This window comes from Acidovorax sp. Root568 (genome assembly GCF_001427445.1).
In the GTDB taxonomy this organism is placed as follows: domain Bacteria; phylum Pseudomonadota; class Gammaproteobacteria; order Burkholderiales; family Burkholderiaceae_C; genus Acidovorax; species Acidovorax delafieldii.
This window is the reverse complement of the sequence record NZ_LMGP01000001.1, coordinates 653,573-665,991: the sequence shown is the minus strand read 5'-3', so window position 1 is coordinate 665,991 and position 12,419 is coordinate 653,573. Positions and strand designations below refer to the sequence as shown.

The 12,419-nt window shown below is 66.4% G+C and carries 12 protein-coding genes and 1 pseudogene; 3 read left to right on the top strand and 10 right to left on the bottom strand.

All coding sequences use genetic code 11. From position 1 onward, the window contains the following. Window positions 1-32 precede the first annotated feature (32 nt). The gene (locus tag ASD75_RS03030; RefSeq protein ID WP_082564863.1) at window positions 33-725 is read right to left on the bottom strand and encodes a substrate-binding domain-containing protein; all 693 of its coding nucleotides are present in this window, start codon (window positions 723-725) and stop codon (window positions 33-35) included. 169 nt (window positions 726-894) lie between these two features. Here ASD75_RS03030 and ASD75_RS03025 point away from each other — a divergent pair, with 169 nt between their 5' ends. Further along, window positions 895-1,860, top strand: a complete 966-nt coding sequence (locus ASD75_RS03025; protein ID WP_056742985.1) for a LysR substrate-binding domain-containing protein — start codon at window positions 895-897, stop codon at window positions 1,858-1,860. Window positions 1,861-1,977: 117 nt separating this feature from the next. Here ASD75_RS03025 and ASD75_RS03020 read toward each other — a convergent pair whose 3' ends face one another. The 8 genes and pseudogenes from ASD75_RS03020 to ASD75_RS02985 form a co-directional block, all read right to left on the bottom strand. Continuing rightward, entirely contained in the window at window positions 1,978-2,892 is a 915-nt protein-coding gene (locus ASD75_RS03020) for an NAD(P)-dependent oxidoreductase (RefSeq protein ID WP_056742983.1), read from the bottom strand. A 42-nt stretch (window positions 2,893-2,934) separates the two neighbouring features. Continuing rightward, entirely contained in the window at window positions 2,935-3,912 is a 978-nt protein-coding gene (locus ASD75_RS03015; protein ID WP_056742981.1) for a tripartite tricarboxylate transporter substrate binding protein, read from the bottom strand. Window positions 3,913-3,920: 8 nt separating this feature from the next. Next, complete coding sequence (locus tag ASD75_RS03010; RefSeq protein ID WP_056743247.1) at window positions 3,921-4,652, bottom strand: ABC transporter ATP-binding protein; 732 nt, start codon at window positions 4,650-4,652, stop codon at window positions 3,921-3,923. Then, window positions 4,645-5,418: an ABC transporter ATP-binding protein gene (locus tag ASD75_RS03005; RefSeq protein WP_056742979.1), complete on the bottom strand. Its 774-nt coding sequence runs from the start codon at window positions 5,416-5,418 to the stop codon at window positions 4,645-4,647. The genes ASD75_RS03010 and ASD75_RS03005 overlap by 8 nt, the downstream gene beginning before the upstream one ends. A 1-nt stretch (window position 5,419) precedes the next feature. Beyond that, window positions 5,420-6,415 carry a branched-chain amino acid ABC transporter permease gene (locus ASD75_RS03000; protein ID WP_056742977.1) on the bottom strand — a complete coding sequence of 332 codons (996 nt, stop codon included), beginning with the start codon at window positions 6,413-6,415 and terminating at the stop codon, window positions 5,420-5,422. Then, on the bottom strand, window positions 6,415-7,287 hold the full coding sequence (locus tag ASD75_RS02995) for a branched-chain amino acid ABC transporter permease (RefSeq protein WP_056742976.1): 873 nt from the start codon (window positions 7,285-7,287) through the stop codon (window positions 6,415-6,417). The genes ASD75_RS03000 and ASD75_RS02995 overlap by 1 nt, the downstream gene beginning before the upstream one ends. Window positions 7,288-7,529: 242 nt before the next feature. Further along, a pseudogene (locus ASD75_RS02990) lies at window positions 7,530-8,717 on the bottom strand (ABC transporter substrate-binding protein); the annotation flags it as partial. 142 nt (window positions 8,718-8,859) lie between these two features. Next, window positions 8,860-9,636, bottom strand: coding sequence for a GntR family transcriptional regulator (locus ASD75_RS02985; RefSeq protein WP_056742974.1), 777 nt, complete (start codon window positions 9,634-9,636; stop codon window positions 8,860-8,862). Between the two features lie 270 nt (window positions 9,637-9,906). On the opposite strand from ASD75_RS02985, the gene ASD75_RS02980 reads away from it, so the two are divergent. Together ASD75_RS02980 and ASD75_RS02975 are read left to right on the top strand one after the other, a co-directional pair. Further along, on the top strand, window positions 9,907-10,962 hold the full coding sequence (locus ASD75_RS02980; protein WP_056742972.1) for an aromatic ring-hydroxylating dioxygenase subunit alpha: 1,056 nt from the start codon (window positions 9,907-9,909) through the stop codon (window positions 10,960-10,962). Beyond that, window positions 10,959-11,924 (top strand): PDR/VanB family oxidoreductase, encoded by a 966-nt coding sequence (locus ASD75_RS02975; protein ID WP_056742970.1) that lies wholly within the window; start codon window positions 10,959-10,961, stop codon window positions 11,922-11,924. The genes ASD75_RS02980 and ASD75_RS02975 overlap by 4 nt, the downstream gene beginning before the upstream one ends. A 122-nt stretch (window positions 11,925-12,046) precedes the next feature. Here the strand turns inward: ASD75_RS02975 and ASD75_RS02970 are convergent, their stop codons facing one another. Then, a complete protein-coding gene (locus ASD75_RS02970; RefSeq protein ID WP_056742968.1) occupies window positions 12,047-12,403 on the bottom strand; it encodes an HPF/RaiA family ribosome-associated protein in 357 nt (118 codons plus the stop codon). Window positions 12,404-12,419: the final 16 nt, after the last annotated feature.

Here is a 12,419-nt window from a genome sequence, read left to right as displayed (position 1 = left end):
TGGGTGCTCCTGGAAGGTGTTCTTGTGATCGGTCAGGCGGGGGTCATGCCCTGCTTTTGCTTGGCGTCCGCCGCAGCGGGAGAAGCCAGGTAAGCCAGCAACGCACGTGCTGCATCCGCCTGTTGCGAATGCACGCCAACGCCTGCGGAAAACGTGGTGGTGATCTGGATGGCCGGTGGCAGCGGGCCCACGATCTGGATGCCCTGCACGTGCAGCAGCTCACTCAGTTGCTGAAAGCCCAACGCCACCTCGCCCTTGGCCACCAGCGAGCCCACGGGCACACCGGGGGGCGCCTGCACCATGCGCGGGGCGATCTGATCGGCAATGCCCCAGCGCTCGAACAGCTTGGCCAGCGCCACGCCGCTGGGGCCGGTGGACAGGCTGATGCTGGGCGCAGCCAGCACGGCAGCGCGCACGGCGTCTTCGCTCGACAGCTCGGGCAGCGGCGCGCCGGCAGGCACGGCCACGGCCACGCCGGAGTGCACCCAGTCCACCTTGCTGCCGGGCACCAGATGGCCCGCAGCCAAAAGCTTGTCGATGGCGTCGGAGGCGAGGATCACCACGTCGAACGCCTCACCGGCCGCCACACGCTTGGCAGCGTCCACACCGCCCACCGATTCGATGGCGGCCTGCGTGCCCGACTGCCGCGCAAAACCGGCCACCAGGTCTGCCAGCACCTGGCGCGTGGCCATGGAAGAAATGCCTCGGATCACTGGCGCCGTCATGCGTTGTCTCCTGCCGGGCTGCGGGTGGCCCAGGCGGTGCGTGCAGTTGTATACATGCCGCCGATTGTGGGCAGCGGCGGCCCAAACATGAAGGCGGCACCGGCACTACCAGATATATCATTCCGTGATCGTTGACCCACAGCTATTGCAAATAGCAGAGAGCCTTGCCATGGACCTCAAGCAGATTGAATACTTCGTGCGGGTGGCCGAGCTGGGCAGCTTCACCCGCGCGTCGGTGGTGCTGGACATTGCCCAGCCCGCACTGAGCCGCCAGGTGCGCCTGCTGGAGGTGGAGCTGCGCCAGAACCTGCTGGTGCGCAATGGCCGGGGCGCCACACCCACTGAGGCGGGCAAGCTGCTCCTGGAGCACGGGCGCGGCATCCTGCACCAGGTCGAGCGCGCGCGCGAGGAACTGGGCCGCGTGCGCGGCGCCCTGGCCGGGCGCGTGGCCATCGGCCTGCCGCCCAGCATTGCCAAGGTGCTGACCGTGCCGCTGACCCGCGCCTTCCGCGTGAAGATGCCGGACGCGGCGCTGGCCATCAGCGAGGGCCTGTCGGTGGCCATGCGCGAATCGCTGACCACCGGGCTGCTCGACATCGCACTGCTTTACAACACCACGCCCGCGCCGGGCATCGAGACCACGGCGCTGCTGGAAGAAGACCTGTTTCTGGTGCAGCGCCGCGCCCCAGGCCAGAGCGAGGTGGAGGCCGATGCTCTGGCCCGCACGCCCCTGCCGCTGGACGAGCTGCCGCGCTTTCCGCTGGTCATCCCCACGCGCCCCAACTCCATCCGCATGCTGGTGGAATCCGAACTGGCAGCACGCGGCAAGCGCCCACAGATCAGCCTGGAGATCGATGGCGTGGCGGCCATCCTGGACCTGGTGGCCGATGGCGCGGGCTGCGCGGTGCTGCCCATGAATGCGGTCACCACGTCGGGCAAATCGGAAGTGTTCAGTACCCGGCCCATCCACGGCGCGGGCAGCGATGGGGACGGCGAGGAGGAAGGCGGCAGCACCCGCCTGCGCAGCAAGCTGTTCATGGCTGTCAGCTCGCAACGGCCGGCCACACTCACACAGCAGGCGATGGCAGAGCTGATTCGGACGACGCTGCAGGCGTTGTACAGGTCTCCCCCCTGAGCCGCTGCGCGGCATCCCCCCAAAGGGGGACGGCACCCTTGCTGCGGGGCGGCCCTTGCTCGGTGCCTCTGGCATTGCGCCGCGCCAGTTTCACCGGCGGGTGGTGATTCGCAGGGCTCAGTCCTTTGCAGGCACGACGGACAAACTGCCCAACACCCGGTCCGCATAGTCCTGCCAGCGCGCGTCCTTGGGCAGGTCGTGAAAGACGCCTTCGCGCGCCAGGTCGGCCACCCACTGCTGCTTGGCGGCGATGGCCGAGGCCATCAGTGGCTCCATGCCGGCCTCGTGCACCGTGTGGGCCGATTCGCGCATCTCTTCGGCGCGGCGCTGGCCGTGCTGCACGACGCGGCTGAAGAAGTAGCGACCCGGTTCGTGCCAGTCGATGGAGGGAAAGGTCTCGGCCAAGGTGGGCAGCACATGGTCTTCCACGCCGTAGTGGCGGGCCGTGGCGTAGCTCTCAATCACCAGGGCTTCGAGGCCCTTGATCATGATGCTGCGGCACATCTTGATGGCACTGGCCACGCCCAGTTGCTCGCTCACGGGTTTGGCATCCATGCCCCAGCTGGTCAGCACGGTGGCCAGTGCGGCGGCCTGCGCGCCGCCCAGCAGCATGGGCACGCGGATGCCGTAGGGGGGCACCGAGGTCATCACGCCCGCCTCGACATAGTGCGCACCCCGCGCCTCGATGAGCGCAGCGGCTTGCTGCTTGGTGCCGGGCGATGCCGAGTTGAGGTCCAGGAACACGGTGCCGGGGCGGATGTGCTGCGCGGCCTCCTGCGCCACGGCCAGCGTGTTCGATGCGGTGACGGCCGAGATGATGCAATCACAGCGCGCGCACAGTGCCTGCATCCCATCCAAGGCCACCACGCCCGCTTGCGCGGCGTGCTTCTGCAGAGCGTCGCGGTGCGCGGGGTCGGCCAGCTTCAGGTCCCAGGCAGCGACCGAGGCCACGCCGGGCTGGACACGCAAGCCCGCACTGAAGATCTTGCCCACCTCGCCATAGCCCACGAGGCCGATGTGTGTGATGTTCATCCGATTTGCCTTTCGGTCACAAAAGCCGAAACGCAGCAACCGTCACTGCCGCGCGATCTTGGCCCGGGCGATCACGTCGCTCCAGCGGCGCACGTCGGCCGCTAGGTGCTCGCCCAATTGCGCGGGGGTGCTGCCCTGGGCATGGAGGTTCAATTCCAGCAGGCGCTTTTTCACATCGGGCTGGGCCAGTGCGGTCTGCACTTCGCGCGACAGACGCTCCACCACGGCAGCAGGTGTCCTGGCGGGCACGGCCAGGCCGTTCCACGACGTGACGTTGAAGCCCGCCAGTGGCCCGCCGCTTTCGCGCACCGTGGGCACGTCGGGCAACTGCGGCGCCCGCTGCGCGCCCATCACAGCCAGCGGCCGCAGGGCCTTGGCGCCGATCTGTGGCATGAGACCCCCCAGGATGTCGATCATCACGTCGATCTCGCCACCCCGCAGCGCCGTGATGACCGGCGGCGTGCCGTTGAAAGGCACCACCTGCGCGTCGATGCCCGCCGTCACCTTGAACAGCTCGGCCGCCAGGTTCTGTGTGGTGCCGATCTGTGGCGTGCCGATATTGAGCTTGCCCGGGTGGGCTCGCGCATAAGCCAGAAGCTCGGCCAGGGAGGCAAAACGCCCGCCTTCTTTCACCACCACGGCCAGATCAAACGTGGCCAGCAGCGAGACAGGCGCAAAGTCCTTGAGCGTGTCAAACGGCAGCGACTGGAACAGCGCGGCGCTGACCGCCGTGCCACTGCTCACCAGCAGCAGCGTGTGGCCGTCGGGCTCAGCCCGCGCTACCAAGTCTCCCGCTACCACGCCGCCAGCGCTGGGTTTGTTTTCGATGACCACGCTTTGCCCCAGCGGGCCGGCGATCTTCTGGCCCACGGTGCGCGCCGTGATGTCGGCCGCACCGCCCGCCGCATTGGGTACGACGATGCGCAGCGGGCATGAGGGGAAAGCGGCCTGCGCGCTGGCCGCACCGCCGAACGACGCTGCCAGCCAGGCCAGAAGGGTTCTGCGGTGCACGGCTTGCATGGCGCGCGCTACCGTGCCACGCCCAGCAGGCGGTCCAGCAGCTCGGGTTGGGCGCTCAGCTCGGCAGCGCTGCCGGTGTGCACCACAGTGCCCCGGTCCAGCACGGCGGCGTGGTCCGAGATGGCCAGGATGGCCTGCGGATGCTGCTCCACGATGATGGCCGACAGGCCCTCTTCGCGCGTGATGCGGCGGATGGCGCGCAGCAGCTCTTCCACGATGATGGGCGCGAGGCCTTCGAGCGGCTCATCCAGCAGCAGCAGGCGCGGGTTGAGCACCAGCGCGCGGCCCACGGCCAGCATCTGCTGCTCGCCGCCCGAGAGCTGCGTGCCCAGGTTGGTCTTGCGCTCGGCCAGGCGCGGGAACATTTCGTACACGCGCTCGGGCGTCCACGGCCGTGCGGTCGATCCTTTGCGGCCCGGGCGCGCCACGGCCGTGAGGTTCTCGTGCACCGTGAGCGACTTGAAGATATTGCGCTCTTGCGGCACCCAGCCGATGCCGGCCGCCGCGCGTTCGTGTGGGGGCAGCTTGTGCAGCGCCACACCGCCCAGGCTCACCGTGCCCGCATGCTGGCGCGTGGCCCCGGCCAACGTGTTGATGAGCGTGGTCTTCCCCGTGCCGTTGCGCCCCAGCAGGGCCAGCGTGTCGCCTTCGGGCAGGGCCAGCGAAATGCCTTGCAGCACCACGGCCTCGCCGTAGCCTGCGCTCAGGCCCTCGATGCGCAGGAGTTCTGTCTTAGACATGCGCATCCTCCCCATGGCCGAGGTACACCGCCTTCACCTGCGGGTCATTGGCAATCGTGTCCGGGTCGCCCTCGGTGAGCACGGTGCCGTTGACCAGCACCGTCATGCGGTTGGCAAAGCTGAAAACCAGGTCCATATCGTGTTCGATCAAAAGCACCGACACATCGGCGGGCAAGGCCGCCACAGTCTGCAGCAGTTCCTCACGCTCGCCTGCGGGCACACCGGCCACGGGTTCGTCGAGCAGCAGCACGCGCGGCTCGCAGGCCAGCGCAATCGCAATCTCCAGCAGGCGGCGCTTGCCGTAGGCCAGCACGCGCGTTTCCTCGGCCATGACGGAGGTCAGGTGGAACTGCTCCAGCAGTTGCTCGCAGCGCTCGGTGACCGCCTTGCGCGCACCCAACGGTTGCCACCACTTGCCGCCCAGGCCCTGGTGCTGCGACACGGTGAGCGCCAGTGTCTCCAGCGGCGTGAGCGTGTCGAACAGCTGGTTGATCTGGAAGGTGCGCACCATGCCGCGCTGCACACGCTGGTGCGGCGCCAGGCGCGTGATGTCCTGGCCTTCGAGGGTGATGGAGCCTTCGGTGGGCTCCAGCACGCCAGTCAGCAGGTTGATGAGTGTGGTCTTGCCCGCGCCATTGGGGCCAATGAGCGCATGGCGCGCGCCCTTTTGCAGGTTCAGCGTGACGTTGTTGGTGGCCGTGATGCCGCCAAAACGCTTGACCAAGCCCTTGGCCGACAGCACGGTGGTGGAGGTTGTCGTGTTCATATCAATGGCCTCCCGCTTTGGAGGCAACCCCAGCCTTGCGACCGGCGCCAAACCAGGTCCAAGGGCGGAACAGACGGTCACGCCCGACCAGTACCAGCACCACCAGGAACAAGCCCACCCAGAAGGTCCAGTACTGCGGTGTGATGGACGAGATCACGTCCTGCAGCAGCTTGAAGCCAATGGCGCCGAGGATGCCGCCGTACAGCCAGCCCACGCCGCCGATCACCAGGATCAGCATCACGTCGGCCGAGCGGTGGAACTCGAACAGGTCGAGCGAGGCAAAGCCCGTGGTCTGCGTGAGCAGTGCGCCCGCAGCACCGGCCAGCGCAGCGGCCAGTGTGTACACCTGCGCCAGCTTGGCCGTCACCGGGATACCGATGGCCATGGCGCGCAGCCGGTTGTCGCGGATGGCCTTGAGCGTGGCACCAAAAGGCGACTGCACGATGCGGCGCGCGATAAGGAAGAACACCAGCAGCACGGTGAGCGAATACCACGCGGCCGTGCGGCCGTACAGGTCAAACTCGAACTGGCCAAGCACCGGCCCCATCATCACGCCCTGCAGGCCGTCGGCGCCACCGGTCAGCCAGTCGAGCTTGTTGGCCAGCTCCAGCATCACCAGTCCCACGCCCAGCGTGACCATGAGGCGGGTGAGATCGGTGCCACGCATGATGGTGAGCGACGCCACGGCGCCCAGCACGGTGGCCGCGCCAATTCCCACGGCCAGGCCCACCAGCGGGTCGGGCATCACATGCTTGGCAAACAGCGCGGCCGCGTAGCCCCCCAGCCCGAAGAAAGCCGCATGGCCCAGCGAGACGATGCCCGTGTACCCCAGGATGAGGTCCAGCGAAATCGCGAACAGCGCCACGATGGCGATCTCGTTGATGATGAGCGCGTGGCTCGGCAGCGCCAACGGTGCGGCAAAGGCCAGTAGCCACAGCACGGGCTCCCACCAGCGAAAACGCCGGGCCTGCAGCAAGGTGTTTTGCAGGTTCGACATCACTTGCCCCCCTTGCGCACAAAGAGGCCCTGGGGGCGCCAGATGAGAATCAGGATCATGAGGCTGTACACAATGAAGGCGCCCAGCTTGGGGATGTAGTACTTGCCTGCCACGTCGGCAATGCCGAGCAGCAGCGCGGCCAGCAGCGGGCCGGTGATGGACGAGGTGCCGCCGACCGCCACCACGATCAAGAAGTAGATCATGAACTTGAGCGGGAAGCTCGGGTCGAGACCCAGCACCTCCGCGCCCAGCGCACCGCCCAGGCCCGCCAGGCCGGACCCGAAAGCGAAGGTGGACAAAAACACGATGTTCACGTTGATGCCCATGCCAGCGGCCACGCGCTGGTCGTCCACACTGGCGCGCAGGCGGCTGCCGAAGCGGGTTTTGGTGAGCACATACTGCAGGCCCACGGTGAGCGCAGCGCACACCGCGATGATGAACAGGCGGTAGTGCCCCATGCCCAGCATGAGGGCACCGCTGCCGATCTCGGTACGGCCCTTGAGCCATTCAGGCAGCTGCATGATCTGCTGCGTGGAGCCCACAAAGTAGTCCACGCTGGCCACGGCCATGAACACCAGGCCGATGGAGAACAGCACCTGGTCCAGGTGGGCCTTGTGGTACAGCGGGCGGTACAGCGTGCGCTCCAGCACGCCGCCCAGCACGGCCGTACCGACAAAGGCGATGGGCAGGCAGACGAGGAAGGGCACATCCAGCCGCTGCATGAGCAGCACGGTGATGTAGCCCCCCGCCATGGCAAAGGCCCCGTGCGCGAGGTTGATGAAGTTCATCAGCCCCATGGTCACGGCCAGGCCTACTGCCAGGATGAACAGCAGCATGCCGTAGGCAACGCCGTCGAAAAGAATGGTCAGCATGAAATCACTTCATTGAAGACAAAAGTGCACCACCCTGCTCAGGGCTGTGGAAGTGCGACGAATCACCCAAGCCGGACGTTCAACCTGCGGCCCCCGGTTTCGACAGGCTCAGCCCGAACTGATCGAGAGGGAGCCTGCCCGTAAATGCTGGCGCGGCCAGACCAGCGGCCGCCGTGCAAGGGCCGCGCCACCGCACCGGCGGCGTCCCCCTGTAGGGGGAAGGCGCGCAGCGCCTCAGGGGGTTACTTGGTTTTTCCGGGGTCCTTGACGTCCTTGATCACGTCGAACTCCACGTTGTACAGCTGGCCGTTCACACGCTCCACCTTGCGCAGGTACACGTCCTGCACGATGTCGCGGGTCTGCGCATCGATGAACACCTTGCCGCGCGGGCTTTCGAAGATCTGGCCCTTCATGGCGGCCAGCAGGGCGTCACCGCCGCCGGCACCCTTGGTGGTCTTGAGCGCTTCATAGATCACGCGCATGCCGTCATAGCCACCCACGGCCATGAAGTTGGGACGCAGGCCCTTGTTGGCCTTCTCGAAGGCTTCCACGAACTTCTTGTTCATGGGCGAGGGGTGCGCAGCCGAGTAGTGGTGCGAGGTGACCACGCCCAGCGCGCCGTCGCCCATGTCGTTGAGTTGATCGTCGTCCGTCACGTCGCCGGTGCCGATGAGCTTGATGCCGGCCTTGTCCATGCCGCGCTCCAGGAACTGCTTCATCACCGCAGCGCCCGCGCCCGAGGGCACAAAGACAAACAGCGCGTCGGGTTTGGCGTCGCGCACCTTCTGCAGGAAGGGAGCGAAGTCGGGGTTGCGCAGCGGCACGCGCAGGGCTTCGGTCACCTGGCCGCCGTTGAACGTGAGGCGCTGGTTGAAGAACTTTTCGGCGTCGATGCCGGGGCCGTAGTCGCTCACCAGGGTCACGACCTTCTTGATGCCGTTCTTGGGTGCCCAGTCGGCCAGGGCCACCGACACTTGCGGCAGCGTGAAGCTGGTACGCACCACATAGGGCGAGGCCTCGGTGATGCTGGACGTGGCGGCAGCCATCACCACCAGGGGGGTCTTGGACTGCGTGGCCAGCGGGGCGGTGGCCATGGCCGAGGGCGTGATACCCATGCCGGCGAGCACGTTGACCTTTTCGTTGACGACCAGCTCCTGGGCCAGGCGGCGGGTCACATCAGGAAGACTGGTGTCGTCCTTGATGATGAGCTGCACCTTCTTGCCACCCACCATGTCGCCGTTCTGGGCCATGTACAGGCGCGCCGCGGCTTCGATCTGCCGGCCGGTGGTGGCTTGCTGGCCGGTCATGGGCAGAACCAGGCCGATCTTGAACACGTTGTCCTGCGCCACGGCGGGCAGCACGGTCAGGCCGGTGGACAGCGCGATGGCGGCGGCAGCCGAGGCACGAAGAAGGTGGCGTTTTTGCATCGTTGTCTCCTGTGGAAAGTCGTTGTATACAGAAAATGCTGGCGCGAGTTTGGCGTGGGCTGGGTTATTTCACAAGCGCAAATTCAAGCATTCAGGTATCGCCAAATGCAATAACCCAAGGAGCCCCGGACGCCTGCACCGGCCGTTATGCCCGCTCGCGGATCAGCTGTACACCGGGCAAGCCCTGCACCTGCGACGCCTGCACCGCCGCCAGCAGGTTGCGCCGGGTGATGCGCGAGTGCTCTCGCAGGATGGCCTCGGCCCGTGCACCCTCGCGCCGCTCGATGGCGTCCAGCGCCTGGCGGTGCTGGTCTTGCGCCACCACCAGCATGTCGCGCGCCTGGGCCGAATGCGTCTGCACCACCACAAACGCAGAGGGCGACGCAAACGGCAGGCCCTTGACGCGGTCCAGCTCCCGCGCCACCACATCACTGCCCACCATGCGGCTGAGCAGCAGGTGAAACCTTGCATTCAACTCCACATAGCGCGAAAAACCTTCGTCATCCAGCGTGGGCGGTGCCAGGGCACTGTCGATGGCGTCCAGGCAGGCATGGGCCTCGGCCAGCAGGGCGGGGGCCACGCCCCGCTCGGCCGCCAGGCGCGCGGCCAACCCTTCCATGGTGCCGCGCAGTTCAATGGCGTCGGCCACATCGGTTTCAGAGAACGTGCGCACGGCGTAGCCGCCACCGGGCAGGCGGTGCAGCAGGCCCTCCTGCTCCAGCCGCATCAGCGCGGCGCGAATGGGCGTGCGCGACACCCCCAGCTTCTCGACGAGGGTCAGCTCGGCAATGCGGGCGCCGCCGGGCAGCTCGCCCGCCAGGATCATCTCGCGCAGGCGCAATTGCGCCTTGACGGCCTGCGAGGTACCTGCCTCGGCGGCCTCGGCCGGCAGGGCAATGGTCAGGGGTTCGGGAGGGTTCATGGCGATAGGGAGCGATACGACCAGCGAAGGGGAGAGAGTCAGTCAGCGCAATGTATACACAAACCAAAACAACATCCACTCAAAAACACTTCATCACATTACAAAACAACAAGTTAGAAGATATGCCGGAGTGCAATAGCTGCTTTACGCCTTTACTATGTATACATAAACTCGCCTTTTTCGCACAATCGCCCCTCCTAGCCTGCGATCTGCGAGCGGGCTGTATACCAAGCCTGCAACGACACCATCCACCCACGGAGAGAGACAACCATGTATCCCAAGAACGCCTGGTACGTAGCCTGCACGCCCGACGAGATCGCGGACAAGCCCCTGGGCCGCACCATCTGCGGCGAGAAGATCGTGTTCTACCGCCCCGCGCCCGACCAGGTCGCCGCGCTGGACGACTTCTGCCCCCACCGGGGCGCCCCGCTGTCGCTGGGCACGGTGTGCGAAGGCCACCTGCAGTGCGGCTACCACGGCCTGCGGGTGGAATGCACGGGCAAGTCGGTGTCCATGCCCGGCCAGCGCGTGCAGGGGTTTCCCAAGGCGCGCAGCTTTCCGGTGGTGGAGCGCTATGGCTTCATCTGGGTGTGGCCGGGTGACGCCGACAAGGCCGACCCCGCCACCATCCACCACCTGCCCTGGGCCAACAACCCTGAATGGGCTTACGGCGGCGGGCTGTACCACATCGCCTGCGACTACCGCCTGATGATCGACAACCTGATGGACCTGACGCACGAGACCTATGTGCACTCCACCAGCATCGGCCAGAAGGAAATCGACGAGGTGCCCTGCAAGACCCGCGTGGAGGGCGACGAGGTGATCACCAGCCGCTTCATGGAAGGCATTGAAGCCCCCCCGTTCTGGAAGATGGCGCTGCGCATGAACGGCCTGCCCGATGACCAGCTGGTGGACCGCTGGCAGATCTGCCACTTCACGCCCCCCAGCCATGTGCTGATCGAGGTGGGCGTGGCCCTGGCCGGCAACGGCGGCTACAACGCCCCGGCCGACAAGAAGGCATCGAGCATCGTGGTGGACTTCATCACGCCCGAGACCGAAACGTCGATCCACTACTTCTGGGGCATGGCCCGCAACTTCAAGCCGCAAGACCCGTCGCTCACCACCCAGATCCGCGACGGCCAGGGCAAGATCTTTGCGGAGGACCAGCAGATGCTGGAGCTGCAGCAGGAGAACCTGCTGCGTTACCCCGACCGCAAGCTGCTCATGCTCAACATCGATGCGGGTGGCGTGCAGTCGCGCAAGATTCTGGACCGCCTGCTGGCGGCAGAACACGCGCCTGCGACAGCACAGGCGGTGGCCGCATGACCGCGCAGGAGACCCTGCAGGTCCGCGTCGTCAAGAAGCAGGCCGAAGCCGAGGGCATCGCCAGCTATGAACTGGCGCGGCTGGACGGCGCCGCACTGCCGCCGTTCAGCGCGGGCTCGCACATCGATGTGCACCTGCCGGGCGGGCTGACGCGGCAGTACTCGCTGTGCAATGCCTCGCACGAGTCGCACCGCTACCGCATCGCCGTGTTGCGTGACCCGGCATCGCGCGGCGGCTCGGTCGCCATGCACGACAGCGTGCACGAGGGCGACGTGATCACCATCAGCACGCCGCGCAACCACTTTGCGCTGCACCCTGCGCAGCGCACGCTGCTGCTGGCGGGCGGCATTGGTGTGACGCCACTGCTGTGCATGGCCGACCGGCTGGCGCGCACGGGCGCTGACTTTGCGCTGCACTACTGCACCCGCTCTGCCGAACGCACGGCGTTTGCTGCTGAAATTGCTACATCGGCCATTGCGCCCCACGCCCACTTTCACTTCGATGCAGGCGCCCTCGAGCAGAAGCTGGACACCGCCGCCGTGCTGGCGGCCCCCGGCCCCGACAAGCGTCTGTACGTGTGTGGCCCGGCAGGCTTCATCGACCATGTGGTGACCACCGCCAAGGCCCTGGGCTGGGCGCAGGACCATATCCACCTGGAATACTTTGGCGCCCCGGCACAGGACAACTCGGGCGACCAGGGGTTTGAGGTGCGCATTGCCAGCACGGGCAAGGTCTACCCCATTGCGCCCGATGTGTCGGTGGTGGAAGCGCTGCGCAAGGAGGGCATCGACATCCTGACCTCGTGCGAACAAGGCGTGTGTGGCACCTGCCTCACGCGCGTGCTGGAAGGCGAGGTGGACCACCGCGACATGTACCTGACCGACGAGGAAAAGGCGGCCAACGAGCAGTTCATGCCCTGCTGCTCCCGCGCGCGCAGCAAACTGCTGGTGCTCGACCTGTAGGCGACCCCAACAAAAAGGCGCTGCAACCTTCGGGCTGCAGCGCCTTTTTCATTACTCCTGAATTGATAGCTACCAGCACATGAAAATCATGCGCTAGAAGCCCATTTCACTTCGAATTCACTTCAATCCCGTTCGTCGGCGGCCACACGGATGGTGTCGCGGCCATTGCGGTCCTTCACACGGCCCAGGTCAGTGTCGAGGGCGCGGGCCAGTTTGTCGGCCGCGCCGATGAAGGCGTTGGCCATCTTGTCGGCCTCATCAGTCACGGTGATGGGCTGGCGGCCCGTGACGCGCGCTTCGATGCGGCAGCGCTTGTCATTGGCACCGGACTTGCCCGCATCCAGGTCGGTGAGGAACACCTCCAGCCGCGTCACATGGTCCTGAAAGCGGGACAGCCGGCTCTTGCACTCGTCCGTGATCCAGCGCGCCAGCGAATCGCCGCCGTGGATGTGGTCGTCGGTGTTGACTTGTACTTGCATGGGGAGGGTCCTTCCT